Origin of the sequence: Nonomuraea sp. NPDC049309, assembly GCF_043196965.1 — a bacterium.
GTDB classification, from domain to species: Bacteria; Actinomycetota; Actinomycetes; order Streptosporangiales; family Streptosporangiaceae; genus Nonomuraea; species Nonomuraea fastidiosa.
On record NZ_JBICSH010000004.1, the window covers coordinates 325,625 to 344,914 of the forward strand.

17 protein-coding genes are annotated in these 19,290 nt (G+C 71.9%); 8 read left to right on the forward strand and 9 right to left on the reverse strand.

Features of this window, described 5'->3' with window-relative positions; genetic code table 11:
* Positions 1–287: 287 nt before the first annotated feature.
* Both sepH and ACGFIM_RS26580 read right to left on the reverse strand, forming a co-directional pair.
* The gene (gene sepH, locus ACGFIM_RS26575; protein ID WP_393204907.1) at positions 288–2,855 is read right to left on the reverse strand and encodes a septation protein SepH; all 2,568 of its coding nucleotides are present in this window, start codon (positions 2,853–2,855) and stop codon (positions 288–290) included.
* 160 nt (positions 2,856–3,015) lie between these two features.
* Entirely contained in the window at positions 3,016–3,963 is a 948-nt protein-coding gene (locus tag ACGFIM_RS26580) for a protease inhibitor I9 family protein (RefSeq protein WP_393204910.1), read from the reverse strand.
* A gap of 113 nt (positions 3,964–4,076) precedes the next feature.
* Between ACGFIM_RS26580 and ACGFIM_RS26585 the strand changes: the two genes are divergently transcribed.
* Positions 4,077–4,898 carry a hypothetical protein gene (locus ACGFIM_RS26585; RefSeq protein ID WP_393204913.1) on the forward strand — a complete coding sequence of 274 codons (822 nt, stop codon included), beginning with the start codon at positions 4,077–4,079 and terminating at the stop codon, positions 4,896–4,898.
* A gap of 76 nt (positions 4,899–4,974) precedes the next feature.
* Here ACGFIM_RS26585 and ACGFIM_RS26590 read toward each other — a convergent pair whose 3' ends face one another.
* Genes ACGFIM_RS26590 through ACGFIM_RS26600 form a run of 3 tightly spaced genes read right to left on the reverse strand, consistent with a single transcriptional unit; the run spans position 4,975 to position 8,331 of the window.
* Entirely contained in the window at positions 4,975–6,255 is a 1,281-nt protein-coding gene (locus ACGFIM_RS26590; RefSeq protein WP_393204916.1) for a D-arabinono-1,4-lactone oxidase, read from the reverse strand.
* Positions 6,256–6,300: 45 nt separating this feature from the next.
* Entirely contained in the window at positions 6,301–7,074 is a 774-nt protein-coding gene (locus ACGFIM_RS26595) for a polysaccharide deacetylase family protein (RefSeq protein ID WP_393204918.1), read from the reverse strand.
* Positions 7,075–7,128: 54 nt separating this feature from the next.
* Positions 7,129–8,331: an MFS transporter gene (locus ACGFIM_RS26600; protein ID WP_393204921.1), complete on the reverse strand. Its 1,203-nt coding sequence runs from the start codon at positions 8,329–8,331 to the stop codon at positions 7,129–7,131.
* 93 nt (positions 8,332–8,424) lie between these two features.
* On the opposite strand from ACGFIM_RS26600, the gene ACGFIM_RS26605 reads away from it, so the two are divergent.
* Entirely contained in the window at positions 8,425–9,627 is a 1,203-nt protein-coding gene (locus ACGFIM_RS26605) for a lytic transglycosylase domain-containing protein (RefSeq protein WP_393204924.1), read from the forward strand.
* Between the two features lie 60 nt (positions 9,628–9,687).
* Here ACGFIM_RS26605 and ACGFIM_RS26610 read toward each other — a convergent pair whose 3' ends face one another.
* Positions 9,688–10,638, reverse strand: a complete 951-nt coding sequence (locus ACGFIM_RS26610; RefSeq protein ID WP_393204927.1) for a ferrochelatase — start codon at positions 10,636–10,638, stop codon at positions 9,688–9,690.
* A gap of 11 nt (positions 10,639–10,649) precedes the next feature.
* Between ACGFIM_RS26610 and ACGFIM_RS26615 the strand changes: the two genes are divergently transcribed.
* Together ACGFIM_RS26615 and ACGFIM_RS26620 are read left to right on the forward strand one after the other, a co-directional pair.
* Entirely contained in the window at positions 10,650–12,671 is a 2,022-nt protein-coding gene (locus tag ACGFIM_RS26615; protein ID WP_393204930.1) for a S9 family peptidase, read from the forward strand.
* Positions 12,671–13,459, forward strand: a complete 789-nt coding sequence (locus ACGFIM_RS26620; RefSeq protein ID WP_393204933.1) for an inositol monophosphatase family protein — start codon at positions 12,671–12,673, stop codon at positions 13,457–13,459. Before ACGFIM_RS26615 ends, ACGFIM_RS26620 begins: the two co-directional genes overlap by 1 nt.
* Before the next feature lie 60 nt (positions 13,460–13,519).
* Here ACGFIM_RS26620 and ACGFIM_RS26625 read toward each other — a convergent pair whose 3' ends face one another.
* Positions 13,520–13,684, reverse strand: a complete 165-nt coding sequence (locus ACGFIM_RS26625) for a hypothetical protein (RefSeq protein WP_364067252.1) — start codon at positions 13,682–13,684, stop codon at positions 13,520–13,522.
* Between the two features lie 264 nt (positions 13,685–13,948).
* On the opposite strand from ACGFIM_RS26625, the gene ACGFIM_RS26630 reads away from it, so the two are divergent.
* From ACGFIM_RS26630 to ACGFIM_RS26645, 4 genes are all read left to right on the forward strand, one after another.
* Complete coding sequence (locus ACGFIM_RS26630) at positions 13,949–14,602, forward strand: response regulator transcription factor (protein ID WP_364067254.1); 654 nt, start codon at positions 13,949–13,951, stop codon at positions 14,600–14,602.
* A gap of 38 nt (positions 14,603–14,640) precedes the next feature.
* Complete coding sequence (locus ACGFIM_RS26635) at positions 14,641–15,909, forward strand: sensor histidine kinase (protein WP_393204937.1); 1,269 nt, start codon at positions 14,641–14,643, stop codon at positions 15,907–15,909.
* Between the two features lie 308 nt (positions 15,910–16,217).
* Positions 16,218–16,517 carry a DUF4193 domain-containing protein gene (locus ACGFIM_RS26640; RefSeq protein ID WP_020542847.1) on the forward strand — a complete coding sequence of 100 codons (300 nt, stop codon included), beginning with the start codon at positions 16,218–16,220 and terminating at the stop codon, positions 16,515–16,517.
* 93 nt (positions 16,518–16,610) lie between these two features.
* Positions 16,611–17,438 carry a hypothetical protein gene (locus tag ACGFIM_RS26645; protein ID WP_393204940.1) on the forward strand — a complete coding sequence of 276 codons (828 nt, stop codon included), beginning with the start codon at positions 16,611–16,613 and terminating at the stop codon, positions 17,436–17,438.
* A gap of 106 nt (positions 17,439–17,544) precedes the next feature.
* On the opposite strand, the gene paaK is transcribed toward ACGFIM_RS26645, so the two are convergent.
* On the reverse strand, positions 17,545–18,852 hold the full coding sequence (gene paaK, locus ACGFIM_RS26650; protein WP_393204943.1) for a phenylacetate--CoA ligase PaaK: 1,308 nt from the start codon (positions 18,850–18,852) through the stop codon (positions 17,545–17,547).
* A gap of 10 nt (positions 18,853–18,862) precedes the next feature.
* The gene (gene paaI, locus ACGFIM_RS26655) at positions 18,863–19,231 is read right to left on the reverse strand and encodes a hydroxyphenylacetyl-CoA thioesterase PaaI (protein WP_393205896.1); all 369 of its coding nucleotides are present in this window, start codon (positions 19,229–19,231) and stop codon (positions 18,863–18,865) included.
* Positions 19,232–19,290 lie beyond the last annotated feature (59 nt).

A 19,290-nucleotide genomic window follows, 5' to 3' on the forward strand; every position in this document is an offset into this window, starting at 1 on the left:
CGGGCGCCTGTGCGCGGCTCCTGGCGGGCGAGCGCGGCTCGGGCGCCGGCGCATGGGTGGTCTCGGCGGGTGCGCGGAACGGCGCGGGGCCCGGGCGGGTGCTCGGGCGCGTGGGTTCGGGCTGGCCGCTGCGTGCGCACCGTGTGTGGTCGTGGCGCGACGGCGGTGTCACCGGGGCCGCGACGGCGGTGTTCGTCGGTGGAAGTGTGTGCAGGCGGTAGTGGGAGGGTTTCCCCTTGCCTGGTGAACGCTTCCTGGCGACGAACGGGCGGCGGGCTCCGGCCCGGTCAGTCCTGGCGGCGGGCGCCGAACATGATCTCGTCCCACGTCGGCACGGACGCGCGGCGGCCGCGCGACTTGCGACGCCCGGCGGGCTTCGGCGCGGGCGCGGGCGTGGGCGCAGGCACCGGGACGGCCGGCTCCCCCTTGCCGTCGTCCTTGCCCGTCCGCGCCGCGGGGACCGCCGGAGGGGCGGGCTTCGGCTTGGGAGCGGGACGCGGCTTCGGCTCCGGGGCGGGCGCGGGCGCCTTCTTCTCGTGGTCGGTGCCTGCCTGCTCGGCGGCCGCCGCCGGCTGCTCCTGAGCCGGTGCGGGCGCGGGGACCGTCGCCTTGCCGGACGAGGCCGGCTCCTCCGCAGCGGAGGACTGCTCCTGCTCGGTCTTCGCCGGCTCGGCCGCCGCGGCCACGTCCGCGTCGGTGGTGGCAGTCGCGGCCGCTGCGGTCGCGTCCTTGTCCGTAGCGGCAGGCGCGGCCGCTGCGGCCGCGTTCGCTTCGGCGCCGGCGGGCTCGGCTGCGTCCGCTTCGGCGCTGGCGGTCTCGGCCGTGTCCGTTCCGGCGTCAGCGGTCTCGGCTGTGGCGGCTGCGTCCGTGCCGGTGGCGGCGGGCGCGGCTGTTGCGGTCGCGTCCGTTCCGGCCGGGGTGGGCTCGGCCTTCGTGGCAGTGGCGTCGGTGGCCGCTTCCTGGGCCTTGTCCGCCGCCGCGCCGTCCCCGGCTTCGGCGGGGGTGGTGGTGGCCGTGGTCTCGGGCCGGGTGGCGGCGCTCGCGGCCTCGGCACCGGCCTGGACGCCGGCGGTGCCCTCGGCCTTGGACTCGGCGACTCCGGAGGGCTCGGCGGCGGTGGGCTCGGCGGTGGTCGGCTCGGCGGCAGTGGGCTCGGTAGCGGCGGCGGCCTCGGTCGTCGTCGCGCCCGTCTGGGCCACGGCCGGCGTCTCCTCGGCACCGGCCACCGGCTGTTCGGCGGCCGCCGGGGAGGTGCCCGTCTGCGGCGTGTCAGCCGTGGTGGCGCTGGTCTGCGGCGTGTCAGCCGTGGTGGCGCTGGTCTGCGGCGTGTCGGCTGCGGTGGCGCTGGTCTGCGAGGTGCCGGTCGTGGCAGCGCTGGTCTGCGCCGCGGACGCCTCGGGCTCGGACGTGGTCTTGGCCTCGGCGGCGGGCTGCGGTGCGGCCGCGTGGCCGGTGCCCGGCTGGGACGTCTGTCCCGTGGCGACCTCGGCGGTGGTGGCGGGGGTCTGGGACGGGGCGGCCTGCTGAGCGGGTGCGGTGGCGGCTGGAGAGCCGGATGACGCGGCGGCGGGCGAGTGCCGCGGCGTGACGGGCTCGGTGCCGGGTGCGCGGTCGGCCGGGCGGGCCGGCTCTGTGCCGGCTGCGGGCTCGGCGGGCCGGGCCGGCTCTGTGCCGGAGGACGCGTCGGTGCCGGACGTGCGGTCGGCCGGGGCGTAGATGGAGGCCCCGGCGTCGCGGCCCGAGCTGAAGTCGGGCAGCCACGGCGAAGACCCGCCGCGGCGGGTCGAGCTCTCACCGGGGCGGGCGTGGCCGGTCTCGCGGGCGGACTCGGGACGTGCGGGGTCGCGCGTGGGCGGGTGGAACGGCTCGCGGGCGGCCGGCCCGGGACGCGAGGAGTCGCGGGTCAGCGGGTCGAAAGGCCCGGGACGCGGTGTCTCGCGGGCGGGGTCGAGCGGCCTGGGACGCGAGGTGTCGCGGGCGTGATCGAAGTCGGCCGGGTCGAAGGGGCCGGGACGCGAGGTGTCGCGGGCGGCGTCGGATCCAGGGGCGGCGGTGGACTCGTCGTCACGGGCGCCGCTTTCGGACTCGTCCTGACGGGACGAGTCGGGGTCGCCCGAGCGTCCGGGCGGCTCGTAGCCCACGGCGGGCTCTTCGGCGGGCTCGCGCCGCAGCGGGAACGGCACCGTCTCGGACGACAGCGGCGGCACCGGCTGCAGCTTGGCCACCCGCGGCGTGAACGGCGTCACCGTGGTGTCCTCGACCACGGGCGGCTCGGGGTCGAAGTCGGCGGAGGACAGGCGCAGAGCCTCGTCGTCGTGGGGGGTCACGTGGCGCTTGCGAGGGTCGAAAAGCCACTCGGCATGGCGGGTGTGTCCGTTCCAGACGTAGCCGAGCTTGACCCGCCACAGGCCGTCGTCGCGCTTGGCGCTGTCCCAGTCGATCTCGTCGGTGGGCACGCCGCGCCGGGTGAGGCGCTCGGCCACGAGGTCGCCGAGCGTGGGCCCGGGCGCGGACTCTCCCGGCATGCGCACGGCGACCCGCTGCGCCTGCTGGGCGACGTATTCGCGTTCCTGGAGCACCGGCCCCTCGAACCAGCGGACACGCTCGACCGGGATCCCGGCGGTCGCGGCTATCTCCTCCGCCGTCTCTCCGGCGCGGATGCGGGCCTGGATCTCCTTGGGACGCAACGGGCTCTCCACTTCGATCTCGTACTGGCCGAGACGGGAGAAGTTGCCGCGGACGGCAGCACGGAGCCGGTCGTCCACGGGGAGCGTGAAGCGCGTCCCTCTCCCGGCAGTCGCCAGGACGAGGTAAGTGCCGTCCTCACTCACCGCGACGAGTCGGAGCTCCTGCATGCGAGTCCCTTCGTCAGCGTCGCCATTCTTCCCCCGGACCCTTGAGTCTCTCGCGTGTGCCGGTTGCCTGCCAGCACCGTACCCGGCATGTCCGAACATCGCCTTCCTGGGATAGCCCAAGGGCGATGTGACGCCGGTCACATTTGTGGAGTCCATTCCTCTAGAGCCCGCCATCGCGCATGAGGAGGTTATGCGGCCGCGAAGGGTTCTGGCGAATCGCACCCCGGGCCTTCCTGCAGCCGAGCTCGTCGGCCAGGGCGGCCGGTCCTGAATTGGGATGAAGTGCCAGGTGGCGGGCGGCGACTCCGGCCAGGTGCGGGGCGCGGGCGGAGTACGCGAGCCCGTCGTCGGTCACTTGGCAGGCACGGGTGTCGGAGGCCCCTATCACGAACATGCCGGAGCGGGACAGCGACCGCGCCGCCCTGGTGAGGGCGGGGGAGTCGGCGCCGTCGATGGCCAGGGCGGTGACAGAGGGGCCGCGGGCGTGCCGGTGTATCCAGTCGAGCCCGGCGAGGACGTCGGACAGGGTGCCGGTGCCCGCGCAGCCGAGCACGCGTACGGAGGCGATGCCGGCCTCGGGCGCGGCGCGGTGGGCACGGGCGGCGACGCGGGTGCCGTGGCCCCGGCAGTCGCGCCCGGTGCCGCCGGTGGCGTCGAACGCCCGCCAGGCCCGATCGTCGAAGCGGGCGTGGCGGACCTTGACGCCGCTGTCCACGACGTACACCGTGGTGCCGTCGCCGCCGTTCGCGGCGGGGGCGCGCCGGGCGGGCCTGCGGGTGGCCAGGGCGTGGATCTCGCGATCGGGCTCGATCGTCTGTACGCGCGGGTCGGCGCGCAGCTCGGCGAGTTCCGATGGCGTCAGGAAGGTGGCGAGGCCGGGCAGCGCCGAGGTGTAGTAGCGGCGTACCCGCCAGCGCACCTCGCCGACGAGGTCGCGCGCGGCCGCGCGGTCGCGGGCCGTGACGACGTAGGGGCGGGCGGGCTCCTGCGGCACGTCGCGCAGGGCGAGTCCGGAGGCGGGCGTCATGGCCAAGGGAACGGCGGTCGTGGCTGCCGTTGCCACGGCCGCGGCGAGGTACACGGAGGGCAGGCCGAGTCGTCGGGGCACGATTTACAAGGGTGCCTGTCACGCAGCTCACAGGAACATCAGGACACGCAGTCGCGTCTATTCACGAGACAGCTCTTTACCTGACGCTTGGCGAGAGAGGACTGATCCGGGGGATGAGCGGCGAGCGGCCGAAGTTCGAGCTGAGCCTGCCGCAGATCCTCGGCAGCGCCCTGGCCGCGGTGACGGCGGCCGTGGCCGCGTCGTACCTCGGTGTGGCCGGCACGGTGATCGGGGCCGCTGTCGTGAGCGTGTCGAGCACCGTGGGCACGGCTGTTTACACCCACTACCTGAAGCGCACGGGGGAACGGGTCAAGCAGCGCACGCTGGCCGCCAGAGAGGACCCCGCCAAAGAGGACCCCGCCAGAGAAGACAAAGAGGACGGAGAAGACGGGGAGCGCACGGATGCCGACGAGCGGCGCGCACGCCGCAGGCCGCCGTGGGTGAAGGCGGGGGCAGCGGCCGCGGTCGTGTTCGGGGTCAGCATGGGGAGCATCCTCATCTACCAGGCGCTCACCGATCAGACGGTGCACGAGCAGATCACCGGCAAGAAACCGGCGCAGGCGCAGCAGGCGCGCCAGGAGCTGCGGCACGAGCGGCGGCCTCGTGAGACCGGGTTCGCGCCGCCCGCCTACGTCTCCACGCGCACGCCCGAGCACACCCCGTCTCCTGAGCCGTCCGCCACGCCCACGCCGGACGCCACGAAGCAGCCGTCCACGAAGCCGAGCGCCAGGCCCACCCCGAGGCCGGAGCCGTCCAGGAGCGAGTCCGGCAGCGATTCCGGCGCCGTGCACCCGTCGGAGGCGCCGAGCACGCCGTCGCGCGACGGCGGGCCTCCTCTGGAGGCCGAGGAGCCGCAGGCCCCGGCCGCGCCGTCGGCCCCGCAGGGGCAGGAGGACGAGGCGGCCGGGCAGGACCGCGCCCAACCGCCCTCCTGATCCGGCTCGGCCACGGCCGCCCCTGCCGGAAACGCGGGCCGTCCTCTCCGGGAGCGCCACGCACTCACACGAGCGGTCAGGGGCCGAGGACCGTGTCCAGGTAGGCGTTGGTGAAGAGCCGGTCGGGGTCGAGGCGGTCGCGCAGCGCCACGAAGTCAGCGAATTTCGGGTACGCCTGCGCCAGGTACGCGGCGTCCCGCGTGTGCAGCTTGCCCCAGTGGGGCCGCCCGCCGAGCCTGGTCATGATCTCCTCGGCGCCGGCGAAGTAGGCGGGGTTGGGCGTCGGCCGGTAGACGTGGCAGGCGATGTACGCGGTCGCGCGCCCGTACGCGGTGGACAGCCACGCGTCGCTCGGCGGCGTCACCCGCACCTCCACCGGGAAGCCGATCTTCCAGTCCATCCGGTCGATGAGGTCGCGGAGCTCGCGCAGCGCCTGGCCGAGCCGCTCGCGCGGGATGGCGTACTCCATCTCCAGGAAGCGCACGTCGCGCCGCGCCGTGAGCTGCTTGTACGAGGCGTCGACCGATGAGGAGTCGCCGAGCGCCGCCGCGCTGACGGCGTTGATGCGCGGGATGAGGCCGGGCAGCCGGGCGCCGAGCGCGCAGGCGGCGCCGAACAGCGTGTTCTCCAGGAAGACGTTGTCCAGCCAGCGGCGGAACGCGCCGGGCGGCCGTGGCGGGCCGGGGCTGCGGTTGTTGGTCTTGACCAGGCAGGCGTCGGTGTGCGGCAGCCAGTAGAAGTCGAGGTGCTCGTTCTGCGAGGTCAGCTCGTCGAGCGAGCCGAGTATGTCGCTGAGCGCGAGCTTGCGCCGCCGGTTGTGCAGCAGGAACGCCGGTTCGACGCGGAAGGTGACGCTGGTGAGTATGCCGAGCGCGCCGAGGCCGACGCGGGCGGCGTCGAAGAGGTCGTCGCCGGGGGAGACGGTGGCGAGCGTGCCGTCGGCGAGCACCATCTCCAGCCCGGCGATCTGGTCGGCGAGCCCGCCGCTGTCGCGTCCCGTGCCGTGGGTGCCGGTCTGTACGGCTCCCGCCACCGTCTGCTCGGTGATGTCGCCCATGTTGGCCAGGGCGAGGCCGCGTTCTGCGAGCAGTTCGTTGAACACGCGCAAGGGGGTGCCGGCCCGCACGGTCACCCGGTCGCCCGCGACGGACTCGATTCCGGTGAGCGCGTCGGGGCGGAGCATGATGCCGTCGGTGAGGGCCACCCCGGTGAAGGAGTGGCCCGTTCCCACCATGCGGACGCGGCGGCCGGAGCCTGCGGCGTCGCGTACGGCGCGGGCGACCTCCTCGGCGGAGGCCGGCACGCGGACTTCCGCCGGGGTGCCCGTCTGGTTGCGCGCCCAGTTGACGAAGGCCATGAGCACCCTCCAGCGAAAGATCGTCCGGTCAGACGCGAACGATACTCACTGCTCCCAGCCCTCGGGAAGCGGGAACGCGTCACCGGGCTCGAGCTTCTGGTCCTTGATCACCTCGGAGACCGTGACCAGGTGGTAGCCCTTGTTCTGCAGGGTCTTGATGAGCGCCGGCATCCCGTCGACGGTCTGCTTGACCCAGTCGTGCATCAGGATGATGCCGTTCTGCTGGGCCACCGCCAGCGTCTGCTTCTGGATGGCCTTGACGTTCTTGGAGCTCCAGTCCTTCGAGCCGGCCGTCCACAGGATGATCGGCATGCCGAACTCGGTGGCGATGTCGGAGACCTGCAGGTCGGTGAGGCCGTACGGCGGGCGCAGCAGCTTGGGCTCGACGCCTGCGGCCTTCTTCACCGCGTCCTGCGTCTTCTTGATCTCGTTGCGGATCTTCCCGGCGTCGCTCTTGGTGAAGTCGGGGTGGCTGTAGCTGTGGTTGCCGAGCTCGTGGCCCTCGGCGACCATGCGCTTGACGAACTGCGGGCGGGCCTTCACGTACTGGCCCTCGAGGAAGAACGTCGCCTTGGCGTCGTACTTCTTCAGCGTGTCGAGCAGCTTGCCCGCGTACTGGCCGGGCCCGTCGTCGAAGGTCAGCGCGAGGCACTTGACCTGGGAGCAGTCGACCGGCTTCCGCGTCTTCGCCGCCTTCTTGGCGGTCGTGGTCTTGGTCCCCTTGGCGGGAGCGGAGGTCGCCTCGGCGATGGCCGGCGCCGGGGCGAGAGTTACGCAAACAGCCGCGATTGCTAGAAGTGAACTCAATTGTCGGGACATGACTAGTGCTTCCAGATTGTTGGGTGTTGCGAGGGATCTCCCGACCGTAGCGGATCAGCTCTCAGCGGGTGAAGCGGCCCCGGGAACTCTCAGCAAACCCGAACCACCGATCCCGATGATCACCGCGACGACGGCCGCGGCCACGGAGAAGCCGTACGCGGCGGAGGCGCCGTACGCCTCGGTGAGCCGCCCGCCCGCCCACGAGCCGGCCGACACGCCGAACCCGATCGCCGTCGAGATCCACGCCATGCCCTCGGTGAGCAGCGACTGCGGCACCAGCCGCTCGGTGAGCGAAAAGCACGTGATGAGCGTGGGCGAGATGGCGAAACCGGCGAGGAACAGGGCGGCGGCCATGACCCAGGGATGGCCGATGAACATGATCGGCACCAGCCCCACGGCGAACAGCGCGAGCGCCCTGACGAACCTGGCGCGCAGCGAGATCCGCCAGCGGCGCGAGCCGAACCACAGCCCCGACACCATCGACCCGCCGGCGAACGCCGCCAGCAGGAAGCCCGCCGCGCCCTTGACCCCGTGCTCGTCGGCGAACGCCACCGTGATCAGGTCGACCGAGCCGAAGATCGCGCCGAGCGCCAGCGCGACGGCCGCGAGCACGGTCACCCCGGGGATGAGGATCGGCGTCCCCGACCCCGACTTCAGCTCCTGCACGGGCGGCTGCGTGCCGCGCTGCGCGGCCAGCGCCAGGCAGCCGCCCAGCATGCACAGCAGCGCCACGATCAGCCCGGCGTACGGGTTCACGGCGGTCGCGAGCACCGTGACCAGCGCGGGCCCGGTGACGAAGACCACCTCGTCGGCCACCGACTCGAACGCGAACGCGGTGTGCAGGCGCCCTGAGCCGCCGTGGATGACCGACCAGCGGGCCCGCACCATCGAGCCGATCGACAGCGACGTGGCGCCCACGACCAGGCCGGAGACGTAGTAGGTCCAGGCGGGCAGCCCTGAGCCGGCGGAGATCATGAGCGCGGCCAGCGCGATCGCGTTCAGCACCGCGAACGGCGGGATCACCCGGCCCTGGCCGAACCGGTCCACCAGCCTCCCGGACAGAGGGGCGGCCACGGCGAAGGCGAGGTTGGTGGTCGCGGCGACCGCGCCGGCGGTGGCGTACGACCGGGTAAGCGTGGAGATCAGGAGGATGATCCCGATGCCGAGCATCGACATCGGCATCCGGCCGATGAGCCCGGCCAGGACGAACGCTTTGACCCCGGGCCTTTCGAACAACCCCCGGTAAGGCCCGACCACGCCGTTTCCCCCTTACTTACCCAGGCTAACCATTGCGCACTGTATGTCCGGATGGCAAGTGATTTGGCGGCGGGGTGAGTTAACGTGTCCCGAGTGTCCGGTCTTCCCAGCTTCCGCGCGGTCATGCTCATGGTCGCCGCCGTGCTCGTGGTCACCGCCGCGGCCGCGGGCGTCGTGATCGCCCTGGATCAGGATCTGGTCGGCACCACCCGGGGAACCGCCCAGGAGCCTCCACGCAGGCCCCGCCCCCAGCAGACGGCGCAGACCCCCGCGCCCCGCCTCGACCAGATCGTGCCCACCGCCGAGCCGGTCAAGGACTTCGGCGAGGGCGGGCCCAGCGTCACCGTGACGCCGCCCCGGGTGCTCGCCGTCGCCGCGGGCACCGTGCCCAAGCAGACCAGGTTCCGGCTGGGCGAGCTGGCCCACGTGCAGAAGGTGATCGTGGTGGACGCCGGCGCCGTCAAGGTGTCGGGCACGCCGCTGAACCTGCTGGCCGTCAACCCCGCCGAGTTCCGCTCCTGGACCCCGCAGCCGGTCGCCGACCAGCCCGCCGTGTGGAGCGCGCTGGCCAGGGGCGAGCTGGTGGCCGACGCGGCGGCGGTGAAGAAGTTCGGCATGATCCTCGGCGCCTACTACCAGGTGGACGGCGGACCGAGGCTGCGCGTGGCCGCATCCGCGAGCCTCGGCCTGCTCGGCGTGGACGGCATCATCAGCGCCGACCTCGGCAGGTCGCTCGGGTTCGCGCAGGGCGTGGCCGTGCTGCTGCACGGCAAGGAGGGCAAGATCAGCCAGGCGGGCGTGCGGAAGCTGCTCGGCAAGGGCAGCCAGGTCGTCCTGCTCGACGCCGCCGCCCGTACGGCGAAGCAACAGCAACAGCAGCAGAGCAGGCCCGCCGAGCAGCAGGTCACCGTCGGCCGCCCGCGCAGCTACCTGGAGCTGTACAAGGCCTCCGCCACCCGCTGCCCCGGCCTGTCATGGACGGTGCTCGCCGCCATCGGCCAGGTGGAGAGCGGGCACGGGCGCAACAACGGGCCGTCGAGCGCGGGCGCGCTCGGGCCGATGCAGTTCATGCCCGCCACCTGGGAGCACTACGGCGTGGACGGCGACGGCGACGGCAAGAAGGACATCTGGAGCCCGTACGACGCCGTGCCCGCCGCGGCCGACTACCTGTGCGCCAACAAGGCGGGCCAGGGCGGCGAGCGGCTGCGCAAGGCGATCTGGTTCTACAACCACTCGTGGGACTACGTGAACAAGGTCCTCGCGATCGCCGACGCCTACGCCAAGACCTACGCCTGACCCCTACGCTTGACCCCGGCGCCCGGCGGCTAAATGCCCGGCGCGCCCGCCCGATGAGCGCTACGCCTGCGGGCGCCTGCGCGGCGGCGGGCAGCAGGTCAGCGGGCAGGGCACCGGCTCCGGCTCCTCCATCAGCTCGCGCACCATCTGGACGAAACGCGGGTGCGTGCCTGCCGTCGCCGCCCGCTCCATGGGCAGCTTCAGCTCGGCCGCCACCTGCCGGGCCTCGGTGTCGAGGTCGTAGACGACCTCCATGTGGTCGGAGACGAAGCCGATCGGCACCAGCACCACCGAGCGCGCGTCCGTCTTGCGCAGGTAGTCGCAGACGTCCGGCTCCAGCCACGGCACCTGCGGCGGGCCGCTGCGCGACTGCCACACCAGGTCCCACGGCTCGGTGCGGCCCAGCGCCCGGTTGACCAGCTCGGCGCTCCTGCGCAGCTGCGCCTCGTACAGGCCGCCCTCGGGGCCCGCGGTCTCGGCCATGGAGACGGGGATGCTGTGGGCGGTGAAGACCAGCCTGGCGTCGTCGCGGCCGAGCCGTTCGAGTGCGGCCCTGGTGTGGTCGGCCATCGCCGCCACGAACCCGGGGTGGTCGCCGTAGTGGCGCATCTTGACCAGCTCGGGGCCGCCCTCGATGGAGATCCGCTTGATGTCCTCGTAGTACTGGCGGCAGCTCGAGTAGCCGGCGAACGCCGACGTGGCGAACACCGCGGCCTTGCGCACGCCGTCGGCCTTCATCTGCCGCACGGTGTCCTCGCCGAACGGATGCCAGTTGCGGTTGCCCCAGTAGACCGGCACGTCCACGACCTGGCGCAGCGCCTCGACCAGGTCGCGGTTCTGCTGGTTGATCGGGCTGACCCCGCCGAAGCTCTGGTAGTGCTCGGCCACTTCGAGCAGGCGCTCGCGCGGCACGCCGCGGCCGCGCACGACGTTCTCCAGGAACGGCATCACGTCGTCCGGACCCTCGGGACCGCCGAACGACAGGACCAGCAAGGCGTCGTAAATTCCCACGTGACAACACTATGCGGGTGTGTCGGCGGTCCAGGCCGCGAGGTAGGTTCGGACGGGTGAGCGCATTCAACGACATACGCGACTATGTGGCCATCCCCCGAGTTCTCTCGCTCAAGCTTTCCCCCGACGGGTCCCGCCTGGTCTCGACCGTCCAGTCCCTGAACCCCGACGGCAAGTCGTTCGGCACCGCGCTCTGGGCGATCCCCGTGGACGGCGAGCCGTACCGGCTGACCCGGTCGGCCAAGGGCGAGTCGGCCGCCGTCTTCACCGCGGACGGAGACCTGCTGTTCACCTCCGCCCGCCCCGACCCCACCGAGAAGGACTCCACCGACGAGGTGCCCGCCCTGTGGCTGCTGCCCCGCGCCGGCGGCGAGGCCCGCCAGGTGGCGAGCAGGCCGGGCGGCATCGGCGCCGTGCGCACGGCGGGCGACGTGGTCGTCTTCGTCTCCGACGTGCTCGACGGCGAGGAGTCGGCCGACGCCGCCAAGCGCAAGGCCCGCAAGGACGCCGGGATCAGCGCCATCCTGCACGAGAACTACCCGGTGCGGTACTGGGACCACGACCTCGGCCCCGGCCGGCCCCGCCTGTTCGCCGGCAGGCTCGGCGCCGACCGGCTCGAAGACGTCCGCGACCTCACCCCCGACGCGGGTGACGCGCTGCGCGAGTGCGACTTCGAGCTGACCCCCGACGGCGCGTCCGTCGTCGTGACCTGGCGGCAGTACCTGCCCAAGGGAGACACCCGCACGGATCTGGTGGTCATCGACGTCGCGACCGGCGAACGCCGCGTGCTGCTCAGCGACGCAGACGCCGACTTCCAGGGCCCGCTCGCCGTCTCGCCCGACGGCACCAAGGTCGCCTGCAACCGCGACCGCAAGACCGGCTACGACGTGTCGGCGCGCTCCGAGCTGTGGATCGCCGACCTCGCCACCGGGCAGGGCCGCGCGTACGCGCCCGACCTGTTCCCCATGGACGTCGCCTGGGCACCCGACTCCTCGGCCGTCTACCTCGTCGCCGACCACCAGGGCCGCCGCCCGGTCTTCCGCGTGCCGCTCGACGGCGAGGCCACCGGGCTCACCGGCGACGACGCCGCGTACCTGCACGTCAACCCGTCGCCCGACGGGCGCTTCGTCTACGCCCTGCACAGCGGCATCGCGCTCGCCCCCGGCCCGGCCAGGATCGACGCCGCCACCGGCGAGGTCACCGACCTGCCCTCGCCCGCGCCGCGCCCCGAGGTGCCCGGCACGCTCACCGAGGTCACCGCCACCGCCGACGACGGCGCCACCATCCGCGGCTGGCTCGCCCTGCCCGAGTCCGCCTCGGCCACGGACCCGGCCCCGCTGGTGATGTTCATCCACGGCGGCCCGCTCGGCTCGTGGAACGACTGGCAGTGGCGCTGGCAGGCGTGGATCCTCGCCCAGCACGGCTACGCCGTCCTCCTGCCCGACCCCTGCATGTCCACCGGCTACGGCCAGGAGATGATCGACAGGGGCTGGGGCAACTGGGGCCCGCGCACCCAGGCCGACCTCGACGCGATCGTGGACGCCACCATCGCCAGGGACGACATCGACGCCACCCGCACCGCCGCGATGGGCGGCTCCTTCGGCGGCTACATGGCCAACTGGCTCGCCGGGCACACCGACCGTTACAAGGCCATCGTCACCCACGCCTCGCTGTGGTACCTCGACCAGTTCTCCGGCACCACCGACTTCGCCGCGTACTGGCAGCGGGAGTTCGGCGAGCCCGGCGGCGAGCGCTACCAGCTGCTGTCGCCGCACAGGTCGCTCGACCGCATCACCACCCCGATGCTCGTCATCCACGGCGACAAGGACTACCGGGTGCCGATCGGCGAGGCGCTGCGGCTGTGGTGGGACCTGCGCCGCACCGAGGTGGACGCGAAGTTCCTGTACTTCCCGGACGAGAACCACTGGATACTCAAGCCGGGCAACATCGTCGCCTGGTACGAGACCGTGCTCGCGTTCCTCGGCCACCACGTGCTCGGCCAGGAGTGGAAGCGACCGGAGTCGGTGGCCTGATGACGGACTTCCTGAGGCTCGCCGAGGAGATCGCCCGCGAGGCCGGCGAGATGCTGCTCGCCAAGCGGCCCACGATGTCCCGCGAGGTCGAGACCAAGTCAAGCCCCACCGACGTGGTCACCGCCCTGGACAAGGCGTCGGAGGCGCTCATCCGCGAGCGCATCGCGGCCGCGCGGCCCGGCGACCGCATCCTCGGCGAAGAGCAGGGGGAGGCGCCCGGCGAGTCCGACGTGCGGTGGATCGTCGACCCCATCGACGGCACCGTCAACTTCCTGTACGGCCTGCCCGACTGGGCGGTGTCGATCGCCGTCGAGGTGGCGGGCGAGATCGTGGCCGGCGTGGTGAACGTGCCGGCGCGCGGCGAGGTCTACACCGCCGCGCGCGGCGAGGGCGCCTTCCTCGGCGGCGAGCGGCTGCACTGCAACACCGGGGTGCCGCTGGAGCAGGCGCTGATCGGCACCGGCTTCGGCTACGCCAAGGCCCGCCGCCAGGTGCAGGGCGAGGTGGTGGCCAAGGTGCTGCCGCGCGTCCGCGACATCCGGCGCGGCGGCTCGTGCGCCATCGACATCTGCTCGGTGGCCGCGGGCCGGCTGGACGGCTACTACGAGCGCGGCGTCAACAAGTGGGACTTCGCGGCCGCCGGTCTCGTGGCCACCGAGTCCGGCGCCAGGATCGGCGGGCTGCACGGCGCGCCGATCAGCCCCGAGTTCGCGCTGTGCGCCGCTCCCGGGCTGTTCGAGGACCTGCACGACCTGCTGGCCTCGCTCGACCCGCTGCGCGACGCCTGAGCCGCCGAGCCGGGCACGCGAAACGGCCGGAGCCATGGGGCTCCGGCCGTTTCGCTTCGGCTAGCGGGGCAGTGGGATGCCGTGATCGTCGGCCAGGCGCCGCAGGTCCTCGATCTCGGCGGTGAGGGTGTCGGCGAGGTAGTCGTCGCCGGCGCTGCGGGCCTCCCGCAGGTTCTTGTAAGCCTGGTCGAGGCGGTGTTCGATCGTGGTGGTGAACTCGCCCATCTCACCTACTCTCCGGGGGTCCGTTCCGTGCAAGGGCGAAGCATTGCCATCGTGGGCTGATGCCCGGGCAATGGGTGTCCCGCTGGCATACCCCAGGTCCTCGCCTTCTGAAACATGAATTTCACCAAGCTTCCGTAAGGCGGCCGCACGCCGGCCCTGCCGCGCCCCGCCCGTGGTCCAGAGCGGCCGGAACATGCCTTACCGTGCGCTTATCGAGGCTGTGGCCAGAATGAGTGACCGGAATGGGAGAGAGGTGTACCGAGCGTGCGCGTGCTGGTGGTTGAGGACGAGAAGGTGCTGGCCGACGCGATCGCGACGGGGTTGCGGCGCGAGGCCATGGCGGTCGACGTCGCCTACGACGGCGGCGGGGCGCTGGAGCGTACCTCTTACATCGACTACGACGTGATCGTGCTGGACCGCGACCTGCCGGTCGTGCACGGCGACGAGGTGTGCCGCAGGCTGGTGGAGCAGCGCACGGCCTCGCGCATCCTCATGCTGACCGCCTCCGGCGACGTGGACGACAAGGTGGAGGGCCTCGGCCTGGGCGCCGACGACTACCTGGCCAAGCCGTTCGTGTTCATCGAGCTGGTGGCCCGGGTGCGCGCGCTCGGCCGCCGCTCCGCCCCCGCGCTGCCGCCCGTGCTCGAGCGGGCCGGCATCCGGCTCGACCCCGGCAAGCGGCTGGTGGAGCGCGACGGCAGGGAGGTCGTGCTGACCAAGAAGGAGTTCGCGGTGCTCGAGGAGCTGATGCGGGCCGAGGGCGCCGTGGTCAGCCAGGAGGACCTGCTCGACAAGGCATGGGACGAGAACATCGATCCCTTCACGAACGTCGTCCGGGTGACCATGATGACGCTGCGCAAGAAGCTGGGCGAGCCTCAGGTGATCGAGACCGTGCCCGGGGTTGGGTACAAGTTGTGACGGACAGGCCAGAGCGTGAAACGGCTCCGACGCATCCCATGATCAGCCCGCATTCCGAGCGAAAGGCGACGCGCGTACAGGAGACGCCGCCGCCCCCGACGGGTCCGCCGGTGTGGGACGGCCCCCCTCCGCCCGCGCAGGCGCTCCATCAGCGCTCCACCATGGAACGTGTGAAGGAGCTTCCCGGCAAGGTCAGCATCCGGTGGCGCCTGACCCTCACCTACGGCGCCCTGGTGTTCGCCGCCGCCGTGGCGTTGCTGCTGTCGATGTACGCCATCATCGGCAACGCCATCAGCGAGGCGTGGCCGGCCATCGACCTCGGGCTCGACCCCTTCTCCGACGCGCGCCTGCAGCAGCGCTGGCAGCAGTTCCAGCAGATGGCCATCGACAAGGCCCGCGACGCGCTGCTGTACAGCTCCGTCATGGCGCTGGCGGGCGTGGGCATCCTCGCGCTCATCATCGGCTACTTCGTGGCCGACCGGACGCTGAAGCCCGTCGCGCAGATGACCGCGACGGCCCGGAAGCTCTCGGAGAGCACGCTGGCACACCAGCGCATCGCGCTCGAAGGCCCCAACGACGAGCTGAAGGAGCTGGCCGACACCTTCGACGCCATGCTGACCCGGCTCAACGTCGCCTTCGACACCCAGCGAAGGTTCGTGGCCAACGCCTCCCACGAATTGCGCACGCCGCTCACCATCAACAGGACGGTCCTGGAGATCGCGCTTTCCGATCCGCAGGCGTCCGAGGACCTCAAAGCGCTCGGCCGTACCCTCCTCGAGGTCAACGCGCGTAACGAGAAGCTCATCGAGGGCCTGCTGCTGCTCGCCAGGAGTGAACGCGAACTCGCGGTGCGCAAACCGCTGGACGTCAAGGAGGTCGCGCAGTCGGCGGTCGAACAGGTCACGCCGTTCGCCGAGGAACACGGTGTGAGCGTCGTCACCGATCTGGTCAGCGCGCCTACCGTGGGCGATCCGGTGCTCCTGGAGCGGTCGGTGAGCAACCTGCTCGAGAACGCGGTGAAGTACAACATTCCCGAAAGCGGAAAAGTCTGGATCCGCACGGGAATGGTGGACGGGGCCTTGGTTGTTCAGGTGGCCAACACGGGGCAGCACGTCCCCGCGTACGAGGTGAACAGCCTGTTCGAGCCGTTCAGGAGGCTCCATGCGGATCGGGTGGATTCGGCCAAGGGCGCCGGTCTCGGGTTGTCCATCGTCCGCGCGGTCGTGCAGGCCCACGGCGGGAATGTCGCCGCCGTGCCGCGCGACGGCGGGGGGCTTGTCGTGACCATTCGGCTACCGTCGCGCTGACGCGGAGACGTTCCCGGTGCGTTCGTCCGCGTGTTGTCGCAAGGGGGCGTCTCGTTCTCGCCGTACATGTGGTTGGATGTGCCGTCGAACACGGTGGTGCATGACGCCAAGGCTGTGGGTTTCGCCATATTTGGCTAACCATTGCCGACGGCAGCAGGCCCTGACGTGTTGGGAGGTTCGTCGTCCGTTTCCTCGGGGTACCGATGGGAAATCTCCCCGACGGAACGGGCACAAGATGGGCTTCCTGGACGTTAGAAGACGCGCGACGAGCGCGAAGACATATGGATGAGGGGGATGGAGTAAGCACAATGGCTACCGACTACGACAGCCCGCGCAAGACAGACGACGACCTGGGTGAAGACAGCCTCCAGGAGCTGCAGGCGCGGCGCACCGACAAGTCGTCCGGCAGCATCGACATCGATGAGACCGACCTGGCGGAGTCGCTCGAACTGCCCGGTGCCGACCTGTCGAACGAAGAGCTCTCCCTGCGGGTGATCCCCCGTCAGGCGGACGAGTTCACCTGCTCACGCTGCTTCCTGGTGCACCACCGCAGCCAGCTGGCCTCCGAGAAGAACGGCCAGCAGGTCTGCCGGGAGTGCGCCGCCTGACCACTGGAGCGACCGAGCTTCCGGGTAAGGGGACCGAGGACCACGACAGCCCACGAACCCGAGCGATCGCGACGTCAGTTACGGAGGCAACGCGTGGCCGAACCGGAGAAAGACCGCCAACCGGACGATGAGGTCGCCGGCCCCGACCGCGAGGTCGGCGAGCTCGTCGGCAGGCTCACCGCTCCGGGTGAGCTCGAGCCGGCCGAGCGGCGCAGGCTGCTCGGCCGACTCGCGCAGAAGCTCAGCCAAGGAGCGAAGCGGGCCCGCGCCACCGGCGCCGGCCGCGGCCGCTGGCTGGCCGACGTCTTCCTCAACATCGCGCCGCGCATCCCGATCAGGGACCTGCACACGCTTTCCGAGCATCATCACGGCCTGACCGGCGAACAGCTCGCCGACGACCTGGTGCGCACCGCACAGAAGGCCACGATGACGGTAGGCGCCATCGGCGGAGCACTGGCCGCGGCCGAGTTCGCCGCGCCGCCCCTCCTGCTCTCCGCCCCCGCGCAGCTCGTCGCCGAGACGATCGTCGTCGCGGCCATCGAGGTCAAGCTGCTGGCCGAGCTGCACGAGGTCTACGGCGTCCACGTCCAGGGCTCGGGCACCCAGCGTGCCATCGCCTTCACCGCCGCCTGGGCCAAGCAGCGCGGCATCGACCCCCTCGCGCCCGCGTCCGTCTCCCTGGCGCTCGGCGCGGCCACCAAGACGGCCCTGCGCAACCGCCTCATGCGCACGCTCGGCCGCCATCTCAGCACGTTCGGGCCGTTCCTCACCGGTGCCGTCGCCGGCGGGACGCTCAACCGCATGGCCACGAAGAAACTCGGCGAGGCCATCCGCGCCGACCTGCGCATCAAGGCCCCGCTACCCGAGGCCCCCGCGCCGAAGCCCGTACGCGGCGGGCCGCGCGGCGAGCTGGAGTCCTAGCGCGCGGCCGGTCCCACAACCGGCCTCACACCCCGCCTCGAATCTGGCGTCACATCCGGCCGCCCAGCAGCGGCTTCAGGCGCGGCGCCCCTCTCATCCGGCGGCCTCAGCCGCGGCGCTCGTCGATGACGCGCTTGAGCTTGCCCACCGACCGCTCCAGCGTCTCGGGGTCCACCACCTCGACCTCGACGCTCACGCCCACGGTCTCCTTGACGGCCCTGCGCAGCGCCCGCGCCGCCGCCTCGCGCCCCTCCGCGAACCCGGGCCGCGCCTCGACCCTGACCGTCATCACGTCGAGCCGTTCCGGACGGGTGAGCCTGAGCTGGAAGTGCGGCGACAGGCCCTCGATCCCGAGCACGATCTCCTCGATCTGGGTGGGGAAGACGTTCACGCCGCGCAGGATGATCATGTCGTCGGTGCGGCCCGTCACCTTCTCCATGCGGCGGAACGCGGGCCGCGCGGTGCCGGGCAGCAGCCGGGTCAGGTCGCGGGTGCGGTAGCGGATGACCGGCATGGCCTCCTTGGTGAGGGTGGTGAAGACCAGCTCGCCCTTCTCGCCGGGCTCCACCGGCTCGCCGGTGAACGGGTCGATGATCTCGGGATAGAAGTGGTCCTCCCAGACGTGCAGCCCGTCCTTGGTCTCGACGCACTCGTTGGCCACGCCGGGGCCGATCACCTCCGACAGGCCGTAGACGTCCACCGCGTCGAGGTCGAAGGCGTCCTCGATCTCGGCGCGCATCTTCTCCGTCCACGGCTCGGCGCCGAAGATGCCGACCCGCAGCGAGGTGGCGCGGGGGTCGAGCCCCTGGTTCGCGAACTCGTCCAGCAGGGCCAGCATGTACGACGGCGTCACCATGATGACGTCGGGCTTGAAGTCCTCGATGAGCCGCACCTGCCGGGGCGTCATGCCGCCGGAGACCGGCACCACCGTGCAGCCCAGCCGCTCGGCGCCGTAGTGCGCGCCCAGCCCGCCGGTGAACAGGCCGTAGCCGTAGGCCACGTGCACGATGTCGCCCGGCCGGCCGCCGGAGGCGCGGATCGAGCGGGCCATCACCTCCGACCACACGTCCAGGTCGCGCTTGGTGTAGCCGACCACGGTGGCGCGCCCGGTGGTGCCGCTGGAGGCGTGGATCCGCGCCACCTGCTCGCGGGGCACCGCGAACATGCCGAACGGGTAGCTGCGCCGCAGGTCCTCCTTCGTGGTGAAGGGGAACTTGGCCAGGTCGGCGAGCTCCTTGCAGTCGTTCGGATGCACGCCCGCCGCGTCGAACTTCTCCCGGTAGAGGGGGACGTTGCGATAGGCGTGGTCGAGGGTGTGCCGCAGGCGTTCGAGCTGCAGCGCCGTCAGCTCGTCGCGGGAGACGCGCTCGATGGGGTCGAGCTCGTCGGGTGCGGGGGGTCGTCCCAGTCTCATGTCGGCCGTCTCACTTCAGTTCCCGGCTCCGGCCGCGGAACTCCGCGACCACCTGACCGTCGGGCCTGCGCACGGTGACGTCGTAGACGCCGTTGCGGCCGTAGCGCGTGCGCTCCTCCGCCTCGGCGATCAGTACGTCGCCCGCGTGTGCCGGGGAGACGAAGGTGATCTCCGCCCCCGCCGCCACCGTGACCGGCCCATGGCTGTTGCACGCGCACGCGAACGCGGTGTCGGCCAGCAGGAAGACGTAGCCGCCGTGGCAGATGCCGTGCCCGTTGACCATCTGCGGGGTCACCGTCATGCGGCACACCGCCCGGCCCTCGCCCAGCTCCTCCGGCACGATGCCCAGGGCGGCTGATGCGGTGTCCGCGTCCATCATGCGGCGCGCACTATCCACAACGGTCTCCCTTGTCAACTGACCGAATGTTCGGTAAACCA